Raw genomic sequence first — 18,363 nt, 5'->3', positions numbered from 1 at the left:
TCAATCCTCGAAACGGATCGGGCATTTTTCCGCGCCTTCGAGCTTGCGCAACTCTTCGACCACATGCCCCCGGGCCCGACGCAAGGTCAGGCTGCGGTCCTGCCTGAGCAGGCGGCGGGCTTCCTGGTGGAGCATTTCCACCCCGGAATAGTCGATGAAGTTGATGTATTGCGCCTCGATCACCACTGCCCGGCCCTGGGTGCGCTGCAGGCGCACTTGCAGGTAATGGCTGGCGCCGAAAAAGATCGAGCCGCCGACCCGCAGAATCTCTTCATCGCCCTCGCGCCATTGCTGCACGCGGGGCTGAGAGGTGCGTTTGAGGTAGAAGAACAGCGAGGCCAGCACACCGGCATAGATTGCCGTTTGCAGCTCCAGCAGCAGCGTGGCGACGCAGGTCAGCGCCATCACCGCAAACTCGGCCCGACTGACCCGAAACAACGCCCGAATACCGCGGTGGTCCACCAGGCCCCAGCAAATCAACAGAATGCTACCGGCCATGGCGGGGATCGGGATGTGCGCGATCAGGCTCGCCCCGGCCAGCGCAAACACGGCCACCCACAGCGCCGAGAACACGCCCGCCAGCGGTGAGCAGGCACCGGCTTCATAGCTCAAGCCGGAGCGGGTGAAGGAACCGGCCGACAGCGAGCCGGAGAAAAAACTGCCGACGATGTTGGAAAAGCCCTGGGCGCGGACTTCCTGGTTGGCGTCGAGCAACTGTTGCGAGCGTGCCGACAGTGAACGGGCGATCGACAGACTGGTGACCAGCCCCAACATGCCGACCGCCACGGCACTGGGCAGCAGGCGCAGGATCAGGTCCAGATCCAGGGGCAAGGGGCTGAACGGCGGCAGTCTTCCGACAAACGCGCTGACCTGCTGCACATGGCCGAACAACGAAGGCCACAGCCAGACCAGCAGGCTGCTCAGGACCAGGGTGATCAGCAGGCTCGGCCAGCGCGGCAGGCACAGCTTCAGCGCGACCCCCAGCGCCAGTGTACCGAGGCCCAGCAGCAGCGAAGGTTTGTCCAGCTCATGGAGATGGCTGACCAGCGACATCAGGCTGTCGAGTGCCGTGGCCTGGCTCGGCAGGTCCAGCCCCAGCAGGTTCGGCAGTTGCCCGAGGGCGATGACCACCGCGGCACCCAGGGTGAAGCCCAGCACCACCGAGTGCGAGACGAAGTTCACCAGGGCGCCGAACCGCAGCAGACCGAGTAGCCATTGGAATACGCCGGCGAGGAAGGTCAGCAACAGGATCAAGGTGACGTAGTCCTGGGAACCGGGCACCGCCAACGGGCTGACGCTGGCGTACAGGACGATGGAGATGGCCGCCGTAGGACCGCAGATCAGATGCCAGGAGGAACCCCAGAGGCAGGCGATCAGCACCGGGATGATGGCGGCGTACAAACCATATTCCGGCGGCAGGCCGGCAATCAGCGCGTAGGCAATCGATTGTGGTAGCGCCAGAATCGCCCCGCTCAGCCCGACGACAAGATCGCGGCCGACGCTGGCGCGGGTCTGCTGCGGCAGCCAGCGGAGAAAGGGAAAGAGCGAATGGCGGCTGGGGAGTGCCATGAATCCTCGCGAATGGGGTTTTGCCAAAGAGTATCAGGGCAAAGGTGATTGTTCCCACGGGTGTGCAGGAACAATCCCAGGGGCCAGGTGTTACAGCTTGGCCTTGACCGCCGGCAATGCCTCTTTGCCGTCTGCCGTTTTCACTCCGGCCAGCCACGTGTCCAGCACCGCTGGGTTGGCCTTGAGCCACGCCTTGGCGGCCTCGGTATTGCTGACCTTGTTGTTCACCACCTCGGCCATGATGCTGTTTTCCATGTCCTGGGTGAAGCTCAGGTTGCTCAGCAGTTTGCCGACGTTCGGGCAGGCCTGGGCATAACCCTTGCGGGTCAGGGTGTGGACACTGCCGGTGTCGCCGAAGTATTTCTCGCCACCCTTGAGGTAGCGCATTTTCAGCTGCACGTTCATCGGGTGCGGGGTCCAGCCGAGGAAGGTCACGAACTTGTGCTTCTTCACGGCGCGCGAGACTTCCGCGAGCATCGCCTGCTCGCTGGACTCCACCAGCTTCCATTGACCCAGGTCGAAGTCGTTTTTCTTGATGATGTCCTGCAGCGAGAGGTTGGCCGGTGCACCGGAGCCGATGCCGTAGATTTTCTTGTCGAACTGCTCGGCATACTTGTTCAGGTCGGCGAAGTCATGCACGCCCGCCTCCCAGACGTAGTCCGGCACTGCCAGGGTGAACTCGGTACCGTCGAGGTTCTTCGCCAGTTGAGTGACTTCGCCGGTGGCCACGAACTTGTCGTAGAAACCCTGCTGTGCCGGCATCCAGTTACCGAGGAAGACATCGACCTGACCGTCCTTCAGGCCACCAAAGATGATCGGCACTGCCAGGGTATCGATCCGGGCCTTGTACCCCATGCCATCGAGCAGCACGCCGGTGATGGCATTGGTTGCGGCGATGTCGCTCCAGCCGGGGTCGGCCATCTTCACGGTGTCGCATCCCTGTTCGGCCCAGGCCGAAGCACTGCCAAACACCAGCAACCCGGCGGTCACAACTGTGGATAACCTTTGCATGCGCTTCCCCTTACATTATTGGTTTTGGCAGGGTTGTGGATAACGAGCCTTGCGCTCCAGATCATCGAGGTCGATGTGGTTGCGCATGTACTGCTGGCTGGCGTCGACCAGGGGCTGGTGGTCCCAGCTCTTCAGGTGGCCGAGGCTCAGGGCGTCAGCGACGAATCGCCGGCGGCGCTGGCTGGCCAGGACCTGTTGGTGAATCGCCGGGATATCCCACTTGGCGCGAGCTTCGGTGAGAAAGGCGGCGAAAACCGCTTGATGCGATGGCGAGTGACTGAGCTCTTCCTGTTCGCGCGGGTCGTTGCGCACATCGAACAACAGGCAGGGGTCGTCTTCACTGTAAATAAATTTGTAGGGCCCCCGGCGGATCATCATCAACGGGCTGATGGTGCCTTCGGCCATGTATTCGCCAAACACTTCATCGTGGCCGCCCTGCCCCTGCAGGTGGGGCACCAGCGAGCGGCCGTCCAGTGGCAGGCCGGGCTGCAGCTCCCCGCCGGCCAGGGCGACGAAGGTCGGGAGCAGGTCAGCGGTGGAAACGGCGGCACTGACCCGCCCGGCCGCGAATTGCCCTGGCGCGTAGACCAGCAGTGGCACCCGGGCGGCCATTTCGAACCAGTGCATTTTGTACCAGAGGCCGCGCTCGCCGAGCATGTCGCCGTGGTCGCCGGAAAATACAATGATGGTGTCGTCGATCAGCCCCGTGTCTTCGAGGGTCTGCAGGAGTTTGCCGACGTTGGCATCGATGTAGCTGCACGCGCCGAAGTAGGCGCGGCGTGCATCACGGATCTTGTCCACAGGCAGTGGCTTGTCCCACAGGTCGTAGACCTTGAGCAGGCGCTGGGAGTGTGGGTCGAGTTCGGCCTGCGCCGGGGTCTGCGGCAGCGGGATGTCCTGCTCGTCATACAGATCCCAGAATGCCTTGGGAATGGTGTACGGGTCGTGTGGGTGGGTCATCGAGACGGTCAGGCAAAACGGTTGGTCACCGTCTTCGCGGATGTGATCGAACAGGTACTGCTGGGCCTTGAAGACCACCTCTTCATCGAAGTCCAGTTGGTTGGTGCGCACGCAAGGTCCGGCTTGCAGGACTGAGGACATGTTGTGATACCAGCTTGGACGTACGTCCGGTTCATCCCAGTTCACCGCCCAACCGTAGTCGGCCGGGTAGATGTCGCTGGTCAGGCGTTCCTCATAGCCGTGCAATTGGTCCGGGCCACAGAAGTGCATCTTGCCGGACAGCGCGGTGCGATAACCGAGGCGGCGCAGGTAGTGGGCGTAGGTCGGCACATCGGCGGGGAAGTCCGCGGCGTTGTCGTAGGCACCGATCCTGCTGGGTAACTGGCCACTGACCAGGGTGAAACGTGAGGGGGCGCATAACGGGCTGTTGCAGTACGCCGCGTCGAACACCACGCCCTGGGCCGCCAGTCGGCTCAGGTTGGGCAGCTTGATCGGTGAAGCGCCATAGAACGGCAACAGAGGCGCGGCCATTTGATCGGCCATGATGAAAAGAATGTTCTTGCGCTTCATGTGATAGCGGCATTCCATAGTGGGCAGTTATGCGAAAGTGCTGTGATCGAGAATGTAGCCCGTGCTCTTCGCGGTAAAGCCCATGTCCGGCAATGACTAGGATAAGCCCACCTTATGTATGACGCCCTTGGTGAACTCTCCCTGGACCTGTTGCGCACCTTTGAAGCGGCGGCGCGCCATGGCAGTTTTACCGCCGCCGCCGTGGAACTGGGCACCACCCAACCTGCTGTCAGCCAACAGCTCAAGCGGTTGGAGGAGCAACTGGCAACCCGCTTGTTCGACCGCATCTACCGGGGCATCGAGCTGACGGAAGCCGGATCGATCCTGTTCGAACAGGTGCAGAGCGGCCTGCAGAGCATCGAGGCCGGGTTGAGTGCGATCAGTGCCCAGGACCAGCATGAGGTGTTGCAGGTGGCCACCGATTTCGCCTTCGCAGCCTACTGGCTGATGCCGCGTCTGCATCGCTTTCACGAGGCCAACCCGCAGGTGGATGTCAGCCTGGTGACCAGCGAACGTAATCACAACATGTTGCGCAGCGACATCGACGTGGCCGTGCTGTTCGGCGAAGGGCGCTTCAAGCAGGGTGAAAGTCACTGGTTGTTCAGTGAGGAGGTGTTCCCGGTGTGCAGCCCGCTGCTGCTCAAGGAGCGACTCGCCCCCTTGCCCGCCCACACGTTGCTGGAGTTGCCGCTGTTGCATCTGCGGGGCGAGAACAGCAGCCACTGGTTCGACTGGAGCGGTGTGTTCCGTCGCCTGGGGATCGCCACCCCACCGACGCCGGGGCAACTGCGGTTTGATAATTACACCCTGTTGATTCAGGCAGCGATTGGCGGTCAGGGCGTGGCCATCGGTTGGCGGCACCTGGTCGATGACTTGCTGGCGCAGGGGCTATTGGTGCGGCCGATTGCCGAGACGGCGATCTCCGGCTTCGGTTATTACGTGGTACTGCCCCAGCGCAAACGCCGCAGTGCGCTGATCCAGCAGTTCGTCGACTGGCTGATGAGCGAACAGGCCAGCAGTGCCGAATCGTTGGCGGGATTAGCCCTGCCGTCCATTGCGGTGTAGCGTTGCTACTGGGACCTGAATGATGCAAGACGAGAGCACTATGCAACGGATCAAGGGCTACCACGCCCATGTTTACTTCGACGCGAGCACCCTTGCCCAGGCGCGGGCGCTGTGTGAAGAGGCTGCCCGGCTGTTTCCCCTGCAAATGGGGCGAGTCCACGAACGCCCGGTGGGGCCGCATCCGGACTGGAGCTGCCAACTGGCCTTTGGCCCGGAACTGATCGCCGTGGTGCTGCCGTGGCTGGCGCTGCATCGCAACGGCCTGGTGGTGTTCCTGCATCCCGAGACCGGGGATGAGTTGGCCGATCACACCGACCACGCGATCTGGATGGGGGCGATCCGGCCGCTGGATCTGTCGATTTTTTGAGGGGGCGGCAACAAAAAAAGGGCCCGGAACATGGTTCCGGGCCCTTGGCTGTCGCGGGGTCAAGACTTAGCCAACGCGAGCGTTGCGCACACCTTCAGACAGTGCGGCACACAGGCTCAGCACGCCATCAATGGCCTGGTCCGGTGTGGTGGCATTGGCGATATGGTCGATCAATGCCGAACCCACCACCACCCCATCTGCCAGGCGGGCAATCGCTGCCGCTTGCTCTGGCGTACGGATGCCGAAGCCGATGCTGATGGGCAGATCGGTGTGGCGACGCAAACGGGTCACCGCCTCTTCGACGTGCTCCAGGGTGGCAGCACCCGCACCGGTAACACCGGCCACCGAGACGTAGTAGACGAAACCGGAGCTGCCATTGAGCACGGTCGGCAGGCGCACGTCGTCGGTGGTCGGGGTGGTCAGGCGGATAAAGTCCAGGCCGGCGGCTTGGGCCGGATCGCACAGCTCGCCGTTATGTTCAGGTGGCAGGTCGACCACGATCAGGCCATCCACCCCGGCTTCCTTGGCGTCCGCGATGAAGCGTGGAACACCGTAATAGTGGATAGGATTGAAGTACCCCATCAGCACCAGTGGCGTGTCGCTGTTGCCCGCCCGGAACTCACGAACCATTTGCAGGGTTTTTGCCAGGTTCTGTTTGGCGCCCAGGGCGCGGATGTTGGCAAGCTGGATCGCCGGGCCATCGGCCATCGGGTCGGTGAACGGCATGCCCAGCTCAATCACATCGGCGCCGGCGGCAGGTAGCCCCTTGAGGATCGCCAGGGAGGTGTCGTAGCTCGGGTCACCCGCAGTGACAAAGGTCACCAGGGCCGCACGGTTCTGCTCTTTGAGTTCGGCGAAGCGGGTTTGCAGGCGGCTCATCAGTGTTTCTCCTGCTGAGAGTGTTCCATGTGGAACATTACGGTTTGCATGTCCTTATCACCACGACCGGACAGGTTGACCACCATCAGGTGATCCTTCGGCAAGGTCGGTGCGCGCTTGAACACTTCGGCCAGGGCGTGGGCGCTTTCCAGTGCCGGAATGATCCCTTCCAGGCGGCAGCACTTGTGGAACGCGTCTAGGGCTTCATCGTCGGTCACCGAGGTGTACTGGGCGCGTCCGATGTCATGCAACCAGGCGTGTTCAGGGCCAATGCCTGGATAGTCGAGGCCGGCAGAAATCGAATGGGCATCAATGATCTGGCCGTCGTCGTCCTGCAGCAGGAAGGTGCGATTGCCGTGCAACACACCCGGTACCCCGCCGTTCAGGCTGGCGGCGTGCTTGCCGGTTTCGATGCCATGACCGGCTGCTTCAACCCCGATGATCTCGACGCTGGTATCGTCGAGGAACGGATGGAACAGGCCCATGGCGTTGGAGCCACCGCCGATGCATGCCACCAGGCTGTCAGGCAGACGACCTTCCTGGGCCTGCAACTGGTCACGGGTTTCCTTGCCGATCACGGCCTGGAAGTCGCGGACCATCGCCGGATAAGGGTGCGGGCCGGCCACGGTGCCGATCAGGTAGAAGGTGTTGTCGACGTTGGTCACCCAGTCACGCAGGGCTTCGTTCATCGCGTCTTTCAGGGTGCCGGTGCCGGCCACTACCGGGATCACTTCGGCGCCCAGCAGCTTCATGCGAAACACGTTGGCCTGTTGGCGCTCGATGTCGGTGGTGCCCATGTAGATCACGCACTCCAGACCAAAACGCGCGGCTACGGTGGCCGTGGCCACGCCGTGCATGCCGGCGCCGGTTTCGGCGATGATGCGTTTTTTGCCCATGCGCCGAGCCAGCAGGATCTGGCCGATGCAGTTGTTAATCTTGTGCGCGCCGGTGTGGTTCAGCTCTTCACGCTTGAGGTAGATCTTGGCGCCGCCACAGAACTCGGTCAGGCGTTCGGCGAAGTACAGCGGGCTTGGGCGTCCGACGTAATCGCGCTGGAAGTAGGCCAATTCTTTTTTGAAAGCCGGGTCTTCCTTGGCCGCTTCGTATTCGCGGGCCAGGTCGAGGATCAACGGCATCAGGGTTTCGGCGACGTAGCGGCCGCCGAACGCGCCAAACAGGCCGTTGGCGTCAGGGCCGTTGCGCAGATGAGTCTGGGTCATGGGGCGCTCCAGTTGAGTGCGTGAAGTGACAATGGCGTTCACTCTACCCCTGACGTCGACGGCTGAAAACCGATAAGATCGCCACAACCTGTCAGGAAAACTCACAGATACCATGAGCCACGACCTGCCCCCCCTCAACGCCCTGCGCGCCTTCGAAGCCGCTGCCCGCCTGCACAGTGTCAGTCAGGCGGCTGAGCAATTGCACGTCACCCACGGCGCAGTCAGTCGTCAGTTGAAAGTGCTCGAGGAGCACTTGGGGGTGAGTCTGTTCGTCAAGGATGGACGCGGCCTGAAACTCACAGATGCCGGGGTACGGCTGCGCGATGCCAGCACTGAGGCATTCGAGCGCCTGCGCACGGTCTGCGGTGAGCTCACTCAGGGGCAAGCCGAGGCGCCTTTTGTCCTGGGCTGCTCCGGTAGTCTGCTGGCGCGCTGGTTTATTCCGCGCTTGGGGCGGCTGAATGCCGATCTGCCGGATTTGCGTTTGCACCTTTCGGCCGGTGAAGGGGATCTGGACCCGCGACGTCCGGGCCTGGATGCCTTGCTGGTGTTCGCCGAGCCGCCATGGCCTGCGGATATGCAGGTGTATGAACTGACCAGCGAGCGAATCGGCCCGGTACTCAGCCCCCGCTTTGCCGGGTATGAGTTGCTGCGTGAGGCGCCGGCCAGTGCCTTGCTCGAATTACCCCTGTTGCACACCACCTCGCGACCGCAAGCCTGGCCCAGTTGGGCGCAGCACAATCAGCTCGACCCAGGGGCCTTGAAGTTCGGCCAGGGTTTCGAGCATTTGTATTATTTGCTGGAGGCAGCCGTGGCTGGGCTGGGTGTGGCGATTGCCCCGCAGCCATTGGTGGCCGAGGACTTGAAGGCGGGTCGCCTGGTTGCGCCTTGGGGTTTTTCACAAACTCCGGCGCAACTGGCGTTGTGGTTGCCCAAGCGCGCCGCGGACGGGCGCGCTCGGCAGCTGGCGCAGTGGCTTAAAAACGAGCTGCGCCAGGCTGATTAATCACCGCGTTTGCACAGCAGGTAAGCCGCCAGCAAGCCCAGGGCCCCGACGGCAACACCGGCGGTGGTCCAGGGGTGTTCCTGAGCGTAATCGCGGGTCGCGATCCCGGTCTCACGGGTTTTCACTTTGACTTCCGCATAGGCATCGCTGAGCAGGCTGCGCGAGTGTTTCAGCGCGCTCTCGGCATTGCTTTTCAGCGACTTCAGGGTTTTCAGCGACTCGTCCGAGGCATCACTTTTCAGGCTTTCCAACGACTTGAGCAGACTCTCGATTTCGGCTTCCATGCTTTGCAATGAGGCTTTACGTAAAGAGGTGTTGGCCATGGTGGCTCTCCTGGATTGATTGAGTAGCGTGTGTTGGTTCCGACTCCGGTGATTGGCGAAAGTGCAGAAAATATGAACCTTAGCAGCAGAAAAGCCCACAGAAGAAATACGAAAAATCACTGCTAGGCTGTATGAACACTCCAGGAGATCGCCATGACTGACCACCACACGTACAAGAAAGTCGAACTGGTTGGCTCCTCGCCCACCAGTATCGAGGACGCCATCAATAATGCCTTGGCTGAGGCCAGCAAAAGCATCAAACATCTGGAATGGTTTGAGGTCACGGAAACCCGAGGCCACATCAAGGACGGCAAGGCCGCGCACTTTCAGGTGACGCTCAAGGTCGGGTTCCGGATTGCAAATAGCTGAAGATGGGCTAGATTTCTGAACTTGTGAGCTGGCCGATTGCCACAGGGACTGGCAAAGCGCTACTTATCTTCGAGCGCTGATGCCTTGGGCTGAACGCTAATCCTTTTGATCCGACCAGGGAATGTGACCGATGAAGAAGTTGATTCTGGCTATTGGTTTGCTGAGCATCGCAGGAACAACCCTTGCGGCCGGCAAGCCTTGTGAAGAACTGAAAGCGGAAATTGCAGCGAAACTCGATGCCAAGGGCGTATCAGGTTATTCGTTGGAAATCGTCGACAAGGGCACTGCGGCTGGCGGGAAAGTCGTAGGCACCTGTGAAGGTGGTTCCAAGGAAATCGTCTACAAGAAGTAGCTTGAATTCGCTGCAAATGAAAAAGCCGACGCTCTGGCGTCGGCTTTTTTATGGGCGCGGGGTGCGCGATCAGCCTTTCATCACCTGCGCCAGCAGCTCATAGGAGTGCAGGCGATCGGCGTGCTCGTACAGATCGCAGGTGAAGATCAGTTCATCGGCCTGGGTCTGTTCGATCAGGACCTCCAGTTTGCCGCGAATTTTTGCCGGACTGCCCACCATGGCCAACCCGAGGAAATCCCCGACGGCTTGTTTCTCATGGGGCAACCACAGGCCGTCCATGCTCTTGACGGCCGGGCGCTGAACCAGGCTTTGCCCACGCATCAGCGCGAGGATGCGCTGGTAGACCGACGTCGCCAGGTAATCGGCCTGCTCATCGGTGTCGGCAGCGACCAGGGGCACGCCGAGCATCACATAAGGCTTGTCGAGGACCGCCGATGGCTTGAAGTGATTGCGATAGACGCGAATCGCCTCGTGCATGTAGCGCGGTGCGAAATGCGAGGCAAAGGCGTAGGGCAAGCCGCGTTCGCCCGCCAGTTGTGCGCTGAACAGGCTGGAGCCCAGGAGCCATACCGGGACGTTGGTGCCGGTGCCGGGCATGGCGATGATGCGTTGGTCCGGTGTGCGGGGGCCGAGGTAGCGCACCAGTTCGGCGACGTCTTCGGGAAAATCATCGGCGCTGCCGGACCGCTCACGGCGCAGGGCGCGAGCGGTCAGTTGATCGGAACCCGGGGCACGGCCCAGGCCAAGGTCGATCCGACCCGGATAAAGGCTTTCCAGGGTGCCGAACTGTTCGGCGATCACCAGAGGCGCGTGGTTGGGCAGCATCACCCCGCCGGAGCCGACACGAATGCTCGACGTTCCGCCCGCCAGGTAACCCAGCAATACTGAGGTGGCGGAGCTGGCGATGCCGTCCATGTTGTGGTGTTCGGCGACCCAGAAACGGTTGTAACCCCATTTTTCAACGTGCTGGGCCAGGTCCAGCGAGTTGCGCAACGATTGGGCGGGGCTGCCGTTCTCTCGCACGGGCACCAGGTCCAGGGTCGAGAACTTGATATCGGACAGTTGTTTCATCAGCCTGCGTCTCCAAGGGGTGTGCAGGCTTTTCTCACTAACGAAAACCTGCCGAATGTATGAGCCTGTTCTATGCAATGTGGGCATATACCCGAGTTTCAATAGCTGGCCTGAAAATGCCTACCAGATAAGCGGTCTTATCCGACGGGGTGAACTTTGTCCGGGCATCTATCCTCAGAACCCTTAGCAACCGAAAACCATCAAGGCGCGACTCTTCGCGCCGGATCTTCAGGAGGCACACATGAGCATCAAGAAGAAAGCATCGGCACATTGGGAAGGTGATCTGAAAACCGGCATCGGCTCGATTTCCACGGAAACCGGGGTACTCAGGGACGCCCCCTACGGCTTCAAGGCGCGTTTCGAAGGTGGTAAGGGGACCAACCCTGAAGAGTTGATCGGCGCGGCGCATGCGGGCTGTTTCTCCATGGCCTTTTCGATGATTCTCGGCGACGCCGGCCTCAAGGCCGACAGCATCGATACGCAGGCAGAAGTGACCTTGGATCAGGTCGACGGTGGTTTCGCGATTACCGCCGTGCACCTGATTCTCAAGGCAAAAATCCCCGGTGCGAGTCAGCAGCAATTTGACGAGTTGAGCAAAAAGGCCAAGGAAGGTTGCCCGGTGTCCAAGGTGCTGAACGCGACAATCACCCTGGACGGCACCCTCGTCGGTTGAGTCCCCTCCCCCAGCTAGGCGTTGGCTTGCCAGCGAAAGCGACCCGTCTGACATCGCGGGTTGGCAGAATCGCCAACAAGCCAACGCCTACAAATCAGAACTCCCCGCGCGAAGTTGTGGTCGAATAAACCACAGCAGCCCAAGCGCACACCCGTGCGCGCTGCTTCAAGGGAGCTTCAACCATGAAACGTATTGCCTTGGCGGTTATCTGCGGTGCGCTGGCTACATCGGCCGTGGCGGCGCCTAAACCGTGCGAAGAACTCAAGGCCGAGATCGAAGCCAAGATCCAGGCCAATAACGTGTCGTCCTATACGTTGGAAATTGTCAGCAACGACGACGTGCATGACCAGAACATGGTGGTCGGCACCTGCGACGGCGGCAGCAAAAGAATCATCTATCAGAAGAACGACCGCTAAGACGCCTCAGGGCACGCAATTGACCTGACGTTCTTCAGCGACGAGCTGACGCTGGGCGTTGTACAGCCGGGCGCTGGGGGTAAAGGCCAGCGAGCGGGCCTCGAGCCGGTAACGCTGGCCCGCTTCGAAATGCTCGTAAGGGATGGTCATGTAGCACAACCGCTCTTGCGGATCGGTGTTCATGCCCATGCCGCCGCCGAATACTTCAAAGTCAAAACGCACCGTCAGTTCGTGGCTCCCCGGCGTGACCTGGAAAAAACGTCCGTCACGCTGCGGTTGGTTGTCCAGGCGCTCGGCCATCAGGACTTTGCCGCCGGGGGTTGGCATGGCGAAGTCAACCCAGGCCATGTTTGGATTCACATCCGGCAGGGGGCTGGCGGCGCACGCAGACAATGCGCCGAGGGCAAAGAACAGCAAATACCTGTGCATGATTCAGTTCCGGATGGTCAGGCATTCAGCATAGCGCCGATCAGGTGCGCTGACAGCCCGCTGGTTGCGCCTGGCCAACCACTTTGCGCTGTTCGTCGTAGAGCTTGGCCCAAGGCCGCAAGCCCGTGTTGCCAGCCTGCAACTGATAGCGCTGGCCGGCGTTGAAGTCGTTGAATTTCACGCTCAACTGGCAGTCGCGCCACAGTGGCTCAGCGTCTGGGCCGATGTTGGTTGGATCGACGGCGAACTGATAACGCACCGTCAGTTCATGGCGGCCGGGTGAAACCTGGAAGTAACGTTTGTCCACAGCGGCTTCGTCGTCCACCTCCAGCGCTTGCAGCGCGGTGTCTTCAGGGTGAGGGGCGAGGTCGATCCAGGCTTGCGTTGGGTCGGGTTGGGGCAATCCAGCACAGCCGGCCAACATCAGCAGGCCTCCAGTCAGCAGTAACGCGCGCATAGCGAAGCTCCAGTCAGGCGAGATAGTCTTGCGGGCAGACTCCCCAAGGATGATTCGATGTGATCAGGCTGCGTCCAAGCCATCGGTTACTTGATCGCGTTTTGCGCGTTTTGTTTCCGGCTGTGATGTTTTTGTTGCTCAACGGTTGTGCCAGTGTCGATTACTACAGCCAGTTGGCCAGCGGTCAGTGGCAGTTGCTGCGGGCACGCGAGCCGGTCAGCAAGGTGCTGGCCGACCCGGCCAGCGACCGGACATTGCGCGCGCACCTGGAGCAATCGCAAAAGGCCCGCGACTTCGCCAGCCAGCACCTGCACCTGCCGGACAACCAGAGCTATCGCCTCTACGCCGACATAGGTCGCCCTTACGTGGTGTGGAATGTGTTCGTGACTGCGGAATTTTCCCTCAGCCCGCAGAACCATTGCTTTCCGATTGCCGGGTGCGTGGCCTACCGCGGGTACTACCGCCAGGGGGCGGCGCGGGGCGAGGCAGCGCTGCAGCGGCTGCAGGGCATGGATGTCTCGATCAGTGGCGTGGAGGCCTATTCGACCCTGGGTTGGTTCAATGACCCGATTCTCAATTCGATGCTGGGCTGGGGCGACGAGCGCCTGGCCAGCCTGATTTTTCATGAGCTGGCGCATCAGCGTTTTTATCTGAAGGACGACACTGAGTTCAATGAGTCGTTTGCCACCTTCGTCGAGCAGCAAGGCACTCGGCAATGGCGCTTAGCCCGCGGCTTGCCCCCGGCCAGCGACGCCCGGGCGCGACAGCGTGAGCAATTCACCCAGTTGCTGCTGGACTGTCGCGCGCGCCTGGAGACGCTGTACGCCCTGCCCTTGCCGAGCGAGCATATGCGCCAGCGCAAAGACGCCGAGTTCGAGCGCTTGCGCAGCGACTACCGGACCCTGCGTGACAGTCAATGGGCCGGCGACAAGCGCTACGACGCCTGGATCTACGCCCCCATGAACAACGCGCGTCTGCTGCCCTTCGGCCTGTACGAGCAATGGGTGCCGGCGTTTGCCGAGCTGTTCAAGCAGTCGGCAGGGGATTGGCAGAGGTTTTACGCCGCCGTCGAACGGTTGGGAGCGTTACCGGCTCAGCAACGCAAGGCGGCGCTGAGGTCGTTGTCTGGTTGAGGGACGCCATCGCGGGCAAGCTTATTTGTTGCGCAAAAACGCCTGGTGCAATTCAGCCAGCGTCTCGAAGTAGTACGCGGGGTGCTCGGCGCTCAGTTCTTCAAGGCTGCCAAAGCCATAGCCCACCGCTGCAGCATCCAGGCCGTTGCGCTTGGCGCCGATCAGGTCGTGTTTACGGTCGCCGATCATCAGGGTGGTGCTTGGGTCCAGCCCCTCTTCGGCCACCAGGTGGGCAATCAGGTCGACCTTGTCGGTGCGGGTGCCATCCAGTTCGCTGCCGTAGATCACCTTGAAGTGCCGGGCGAAGTCGAAGTGGCGCGCGATCTCCCGGGCAAAGATCCAGGGTTTCGACGTTGCGATATACAGCTCTCGCCCCTGCCCGCTCAAGGTTTCCAGCAGCGGCGTGACGCCGTCGAACACCCGGTTTTCATAGAGTCCGGTGACCTTGAAGCGTTCACGGTAGAAGTTCACCGCGTCCCAGGCCTTGGCCTCGTCGAAGTCGTAGAACTGCATGAAGGCTTGCAGCAAGGGCGGGCCGATGAAGTGTTCCAGTTTGCCGAGGTCCGGTTCATCGATCCCCAGCTTGCCCAAGGCATACTGGATAGAGCGAGTGATTCCTTCGCGCGGGTCCGTCAGGGTGCCATCAAGGTCGAATAGAACGCTTTGGTAATGCATGAAAATTCCTGAATGAGAGTCAGAGCTGGTCGTAGCCTTCGGCCAGATGCAGGTCTTTAAGCTTGACGTAGTTGGCCGCGCTGTAGGTAAAGAATGCACGCTCCTTGTCGGTCAACGGTCGGACCTGCTTGACCGGGCTGCCCACATACAGGAAGCCGCTGGCCAGGCGTTTGCCTGGCGGTACCAGGCTCCCCGCGCCGATGATCACCTCGTCTTCGACCACGGCACCGTCCATCACAATGCTACCCATGCCGATCAGGATCCGGTTGCCGACGGTGCAGCCGTGCAGCATGACCTTGTGGGCAATGGTCACGTCATCGCCGATCAGCAGCGGGAAACCGTCCGGGTTAAATGGCCCGGCGTGGGTGATGTGCAGCACGCAGCCATCCTGCACGCTGGTGCGCTGGCCGATACGGATGCGGTGCATGTCGCCGCGGATCACGGTCAGCGGCCAGACGGAGCTGTCAGCGCCTATTTCGACGTCGCCGATGACCACTGCCGAACCGTCGACAAATGCACCATGGTCGAGCACGGGAGTGTGGTTCTGATACTTGCGAAGGGACACGATAGGCTCTCTCTCTGTTGCTGATAGCTGCGGTTGGCGTCGATTGTAATTAAGATGGGCTCATGTTTCTTCCAGCCAAGGTGCCAACCGTGAGCGTGAACAACCCTCTTTTGCAGTCCTACGACCTGCCGCCGTTCTCGGCGATCCGCGCCGAGCATGTGCAACCGGCCATCGAACAGATCCTCGCGGACAACCGCGCCGCCATCGCCGACCTCCTCAAGACCCAGGGCACGGAACCAACCTGGGCCGGCCTGGTGCTGGCGATGGATGAGCTCAACGACCGCCTGGGCGCCGCCTGGAGCCCGGTCAGCCACCTTAACGCGGTGTGCAACAGCGCCGAGTTGCGCGAGGCCTACGAGTCCTGCCTGCCTGCGCTGAGCGCCTACTCCACCGAGCTGGGGCAGAACCGTGAGCTGTTCCAGGCCTTCGAAGCCCTGGCCAACAGCCCGCAAGCGGCCGACTTCGATGTGGCGCAAAAAACCATCCTCGAACATTCCCTGCGGGACTTCCGCCTGTCGGGTATCGACCTGCCGGAAGCCGAGCAAAAGCGCTATGCCGAAGTGCAGAGCAAGCTGTCCGAGCTGGGCAGCCGCTTTTCCAACCAGTTGCTCGACGCCACCCAAGCCTGGACCAAACACATCACCGACGAAGCGGCCCTCGCCGGCCTGACGGATTCGGCCAAGGCGCAAATGGCCGCTGCGGCTCAAGCCAAGGAGCTGGATGGCTGGTTGATCAGCCTGGAGTTTCCGAGCTACTTCGCAGTGATGACCTACGCCCAAGACCGTGCACTGCGCGAAGAGGTCTACGCGGCCTACTGCACCCGCGCGTCGGACCAGGGGCCGAATGCCGGTCAGAACGATAACGGGCCGGTGATGGAAGAGATCCTCGACCTGCGTCAGGAACTGGCCAGGCTGCTGGGCTACAGCAGTTTCTCGGAGCTGAGCCTGGCGACCAAAATGGCTGAGTCCAGCGATCAGGTCCTGAGTTTCCTGCGGGACCTGGCCAAGCGCAGCAAGCCATTCGCCGCCCAGGACCTGGAGCAGTTGAAGGCCTACGCGGCCGAACAGGGCTGTGCCGACCTGCAAAGCTGGGACAGTGGTTTCTACGGTGAAAAACTCCGTGAGCAGCGTTACAGCGTCGCTCAAGAGGCGCTGCGCGCATACTTCCCGATCGATAAAGTGCTGAGCGGCCTGTTCGCCATCGTCCAGCGCCTGTACGGCATCGAGATCGCCGAGCAGACGGGGTTCGACACCTGGCATCCGGACGTTCGCCTGTTTGAAATCAAGGAAAACGGCGAGCACGTCGGCCGCTTCTTCTTCGACCTGTATGCGCGCGCCAACAAGCGCGGCGGTGCCTGGATGGACGGCGCCCGTGACCGTCGTCGCACTGCCGAGGGCGTTCTGCAAAGCCCGGTGGCCAACCTGGTGTGCAACTTCACGCCGGCCGACAGCGGCAAGCCTGCGCTGTTGACCCATGACGAAGTCACCACCTTGTTCCACGAGTTTGGCCACGGTCTGCATCACCTGCTGACCCGGGTCGAGCATGCGGGTGTATCGGGTATCAATGGCGTGGCCTGGGATGCGGTCGAGTTGCCGAGCCAGTTCATGGAAAACTGGTGCTGGGAGCCGGAAGGCCTGGCGTTGATTTCCGGTCACTATGAAACCGGCGAGCCACTGCCCCAGGACCTGCTGCAGAAAATGCTCGCGGCGAAGAACTTCCAGTCGGGCCTGATGATGGTGCGCCAGTTGGAATTTTCCCTGTTCGACTTCGAACTGCACGCCACCCACGGCGATGGCCGCAGTGTGCTGCAGGTGCTCGAAGGCGTGCGTGACGAGGTATCGGTCATGCGTCCGCCGGCCTACAACCGCTTCCCCAACAGCTTTGCGCACATCTTTGCCGGTGGTTACGCCGCGGGCTACTACAGCTACAAGTGGGCGGAAGTGCTGTCGGCCGACGCATTCTCCAGGTTTGAGGAGGAAGGTGTGCTCAACGCTGCGACCGGTCGGGCCTTCCGTGAGGCGATCCTGGCCCGCGGCGGCTCTCAGGAGCCGATGGTGCTGTTCGTCGACTTTCGCGGGCGTGCACCGTCGATTGATGCACTCTTGCGCCACAGCGGCCTGGATGAGGGCGCGGCAGCATGAGTGATGGGCCTGTGAGCAAAACCAAGAAACGCTTTATCGCCGGAGCAGTGTGCCCGGCGTGCAGCGAGCCGGACAAATTGATGATGTGGAGTGAAGACGATGTACCGCACCGCGAATGCGTGGCGTGTGGGTACTCGGACACGCTCAATGAGCAAGGCCTGTCGGTTCCCAAGGAGTTGGGGACTCGGGTCAACGTCAGTGCGGTGAAGGTCGCGGACGCCAAGGTCCAGACCGTGCAGTTTTTTGTGAATCCGAAACTGAAGAAAAAACCCCACGACGCCTGATCGCGTGGCCGGCTCCCCTCCCCCGGGAGCTGGCTTGCAGGCCCACTGCGCGGGCCTGCGCTCAGTGATCGAGCTCAGCCAGCCCCTGGCAGGAATGTGATGTCCGTCCGCACCTCGAGCAGGTCGAGCAACGGCAGGATGCCGTCATCCGGGAGTGCACCCCGGTAGAGGGTTGGTGACATCTGAAAAGAGGTTGCAGTACACGTCGATGGCAGCGCTCAAGCCTGAGCGGCTGCCAATCAACGGTCCGGTTGTCAAAGCGTTGTTGAACAACTTCCCCCCCGACGAATGTCGGTTTCTCACACCTTCATCTTGATGAATGCCTTGGCCATGGGTTCCAGGTCGGTATCGTCTTGCGGGTGGCTGCCGCCATGACTTGTCACTCTGAATATCCTGAAATTGACCCCGTTATCGACTGAGGCAGCCGTGAAAAAGTAACCGAGGGGGTACAACTCATCTTCATTCAGGTTGAGCAATCCGATCCGAACCCTAAGTACGCCGGGATGGTTGTCGATCGGCGAAAGGAACACTGTAAGTTCGGGGTCGATAGTTGTTTGGCGATAGAAGGCAACAGCGAGATCGATAATCGCCTGGGTGTCTTTTTCATCAATGCTGCCGTCAGGAATTACATTGATGTCGGACCAAGGGTCGTAGTCAAGTTTTAAGCTGTTTTTATTCTCGTTGATGTGCAGGGTTAAGTCTGTCGTGGTGGCAGTATAATCGGCATCGATTCTTGACAGCTTTATAATGATCTTGACGTCGTCTGCAGTTTCTATTCTTTGTAGGAGTATGCCGCTGGTATGGGGTAAATACATGGATGTTCTCCGC

At 61.1% G+C, this 18,363-nt stretch carries 22 protein-coding genes; 10 read left to right on the top strand and 12 right to left on the bottom strand.

Features of this window, described 5'->3' with window-relative positions; translation table 11 throughout:
* The 3 genes from H7995_RS18490 to betC all read right to left on the bottom strand — a co-directional run bounded on the left by H7995_RS18490 (nucleotide 1) and on the right by betC (nucleotide 4,110).
* Complete coding sequence (locus H7995_RS18490; RefSeq protein WP_166588910.1) at nucleotides 1-1,569, bottom strand: SulP family inorganic anion transporter; 1,569 nt, start codon at nucleotides 1,567-1,569, stop codon at nucleotides 1-3.
* Nucleotides 1,570-1,659: 90 nt separating this feature from the next.
* Nucleotides 1,660-2,580 carry a choline ABC transporter substrate-binding protein gene (gene choX / locus H7995_RS18485; protein ID WP_166588911.1) on the bottom strand — a complete coding sequence of 307 codons (921 nt, stop codon included), beginning with the start codon at nucleotides 2,578-2,580 and terminating at the stop codon, nucleotides 1,660-1,662.
* A 15-nt stretch (nucleotides 2,581-2,595) separates the two neighbouring features.
* Entirely contained in the window at nucleotides 2,596-4,110 is a 1,515-nt protein-coding gene (gene betC, locus H7995_RS18480) for a choline-sulfatase (RefSeq protein ID WP_166588912.1), read from the bottom strand.
* A 114-nt stretch (nucleotides 4,111-4,224) separates the two neighbouring features.
* Between betC and H7995_RS18475 the strand changes: the two genes are divergently transcribed.
* Nucleotides 4,225-5,175 (top strand): choline sulfate utilization transcriptional regulator, encoded by a 951-nt coding sequence (locus H7995_RS18475; protein WP_166588913.1) that lies wholly within the window; start codon nucleotides 4,225-4,227, stop codon nucleotides 5,173-5,175.
* A gap of 40 nt (nucleotides 5,176-5,215) precedes the next feature.
* Nucleotides 5,216-5,542 carry a DOPA 4,5-dioxygenase family protein gene (locus tag H7995_RS18470; protein WP_166588914.1) on the top strand — a complete coding sequence of 109 codons (327 nt, stop codon included), beginning with the start codon at nucleotides 5,216-5,218 and terminating at the stop codon, nucleotides 5,540-5,542.
* 66 nt (nucleotides 5,543-5,608) lie between these two features.
* On the opposite strand, the gene trpA is transcribed toward H7995_RS18470, so the two are convergent.
* On the bottom strand, nucleotides 5,609-6,421 hold the full coding sequence (gene trpA / locus H7995_RS18465; RefSeq protein WP_166588915.1) for a tryptophan synthase subunit alpha: 813 nt from the start codon (nucleotides 6,419-6,421) through the stop codon (nucleotides 5,609-5,611).
* Nucleotides 6,421-7,641 carry a tryptophan synthase subunit beta gene (gene trpB, locus H7995_RS18460; protein ID WP_182342940.1) on the bottom strand — a complete coding sequence of 407 codons (1,221 nt, stop codon included), beginning with the start codon at nucleotides 7,639-7,641 and terminating at the stop codon, nucleotides 6,421-6,423. The genes trpA and trpB overlap by 1 nt, the downstream gene beginning before the upstream one ends.
* 112 nt (nucleotides 7,642-7,753) lie before the next feature.
* On the opposite strand from trpB, the gene H7995_RS18455 reads away from it, so the two are divergent.
* A complete protein-coding gene (locus tag H7995_RS18455) occupies nucleotides 7,754-8,647 on the top strand; it encodes a LysR family transcriptional regulator (protein WP_185818714.1) in 894 nt (297 codons plus the stop codon).
* On the opposite strand, the gene H7995_RS18450 is transcribed toward H7995_RS18455, so the two are convergent.
* Entirely contained in the window at nucleotides 8,644-8,970 is a 327-nt protein-coding gene (locus H7995_RS18450; protein WP_166588918.1) for an ElaB/YgaM/YqjD family protein, read from the bottom strand. The genes H7995_RS18455 and H7995_RS18450 overlap by 4 nt on opposite strands.
* 153 nt (nucleotides 8,971-9,123) lie before the next feature.
* Between H7995_RS18450 and H7995_RS18445 the strand changes: the two genes are divergently transcribed.
* Together H7995_RS18445 and H7995_RS18440 are read left to right on the top strand one after the other, a co-directional pair.
* On the top strand, nucleotides 9,124-9,339 hold the full coding sequence (locus H7995_RS18445; protein ID WP_029290270.1) for a dodecin: 216 nt from the start codon (nucleotides 9,124-9,126) through the stop codon (nucleotides 9,337-9,339).
* 130 nt (nucleotides 9,340-9,469) lie between these two features.
* The gene (locus H7995_RS18440) at nucleotides 9,470-9,691 is read left to right on the top strand and encodes a DUF1161 domain-containing protein (protein ID WP_166588919.1); all 222 of its coding nucleotides are present in this window, start codon (nucleotides 9,470-9,472) and stop codon (nucleotides 9,689-9,691) included.
* Between the two features lie 69 nt (nucleotides 9,692-9,760).
* Here the strand turns inward: H7995_RS18440 and H7995_RS18435 are convergent, their stop codons facing one another.
* Nucleotides 9,761-10,762, bottom strand: coding sequence for an LLM class flavin-dependent oxidoreductase (locus tag H7995_RS18435; RefSeq protein WP_185818713.1), 1,002 nt, complete (start codon nucleotides 10,760-10,762; stop codon nucleotides 9,761-9,763).
* Nucleotides 10,763-11,003: 241 nt separating this feature from the next.
* On the opposite strand from H7995_RS18435, the gene H7995_RS18430 reads away from it, so the two are divergent.
* Nucleotides 11,004-11,435, top strand: a complete 432-nt coding sequence (locus H7995_RS18430) for an OsmC family protein (protein WP_166588921.1) — start codon at nucleotides 11,004-11,006, stop codon at nucleotides 11,433-11,435.
* 182 nt (nucleotides 11,436-11,617) lie between these two features.
* Nucleotides 11,618-11,851: a DUF1161 domain-containing protein gene (locus tag H7995_RS18425; RefSeq protein WP_185818712.1), complete on the top strand. Its 234-nt coding sequence runs from the start codon at nucleotides 11,618-11,620 to the stop codon at nucleotides 11,849-11,851.
* A gap of 6 nt (nucleotides 11,852-11,857) precedes the next feature.
* Here H7995_RS18425 and H7995_RS18420 read toward each other — a convergent pair whose 3' ends face one another.
* Together H7995_RS18420 and H7995_RS18415 are read right to left on the bottom strand one after the other, a co-directional pair.
* Complete coding sequence (locus tag H7995_RS18420) at nucleotides 11,858-12,280, bottom strand: PA0061/PA0062 family lipoprotein (protein WP_095165109.1); 423 nt, start codon at nucleotides 12,278-12,280, stop codon at nucleotides 11,858-11,860.
* A 40-nt stretch (nucleotides 12,281-12,320) separates the two neighbouring features.
* Nucleotides 12,321-12,737, bottom strand: coding sequence for a PA0061/PA0062 family lipoprotein (locus H7995_RS18415; protein ID WP_185818711.1), 417 nt, complete (start codon nucleotides 12,735-12,737; stop codon nucleotides 12,321-12,323).
* A 59-nt stretch (nucleotides 12,738-12,796) separates the two neighbouring features.
* Here H7995_RS18415 and H7995_RS18410 point away from each other — a divergent pair, with 59 nt between their 5' ends.
* Nucleotides 12,797-13,870 (top strand): aminopeptidase, encoded by a 1,074-nt coding sequence (locus H7995_RS18410; protein WP_185818710.1) that lies wholly within the window; start codon nucleotides 12,797-12,799, stop codon nucleotides 13,868-13,870.
* A gap of 21 nt (nucleotides 13,871-13,891) precedes the next feature.
* On the opposite strand, the gene H7995_RS18405 is transcribed toward H7995_RS18410, so the two are convergent.
* Together H7995_RS18405 and H7995_RS18400 are read right to left on the bottom strand one after the other, a co-directional pair.
* Complete coding sequence (locus H7995_RS18405; protein ID WP_166588925.1) at nucleotides 13,892-14,545, bottom strand: HAD family hydrolase; 654 nt, start codon at nucleotides 14,543-14,545, stop codon at nucleotides 13,892-13,894.
* 19 nt (nucleotides 14,546-14,564) lie between these two features.
* A complete protein-coding gene (locus tag H7995_RS18400) occupies nucleotides 14,565-15,110 on the bottom strand; it encodes a gamma carbonic anhydrase family protein (protein ID WP_166588926.1) in 546 nt (181 codons plus the stop codon).
* An 89-nt stretch (nucleotides 15,111-15,199) separates the two neighbouring features.
* On the opposite strand from H7995_RS18400, the gene prlC reads away from it, so the two are divergent.
* Both prlC and H7995_RS18390 read left to right on the top strand, forming a co-directional pair.
* The gene (prlC, locus tag H7995_RS18395; RefSeq protein WP_302098796.1) at nucleotides 15,200-17,251 is read left to right on the top strand and encodes an oligopeptidase A; all 2,052 of its coding nucleotides are present in this window, start codon (nucleotides 15,200-15,202) and stop codon (nucleotides 17,249-17,251) included.
* On the top strand, nucleotides 17,248-17,535 hold the full coding sequence (locus tag H7995_RS18390) for a YheV family putative zinc ribbon protein (RefSeq protein WP_166588928.1): 288 nt from the start codon (nucleotides 17,248-17,250) through the stop codon (nucleotides 17,533-17,535). The genes prlC and H7995_RS18390 overlap by 4 nt, the downstream gene beginning before the upstream one ends.
* A 299-nt stretch (nucleotides 17,536-17,834) precedes the next feature.
* Here H7995_RS18390 and H7995_RS18385 read toward each other — a convergent pair whose 3' ends face one another.
* Entirely contained in the window at nucleotides 17,835-18,350 is a 516-nt protein-coding gene (locus H7995_RS18385; RefSeq protein ID WP_182342952.1) for a hypothetical protein, read from the bottom strand.
* Nucleotides 18,351-18,363: the final 13 nt, after the last annotated feature.

Source organism: Pseudomonas kielensis (assembly GCF_014236655.1).
GTDB classification, from domain to species: Bacteria; Pseudomonadota; Gammaproteobacteria; order Pseudomonadales; family Pseudomonadaceae; genus Aquipseudomonas; species Aquipseudomonas kielensis.
Note: the sequence above shows the minus strand (reverse complement) of the source record. Positions and strands in the feature narration are given on the sequence as shown.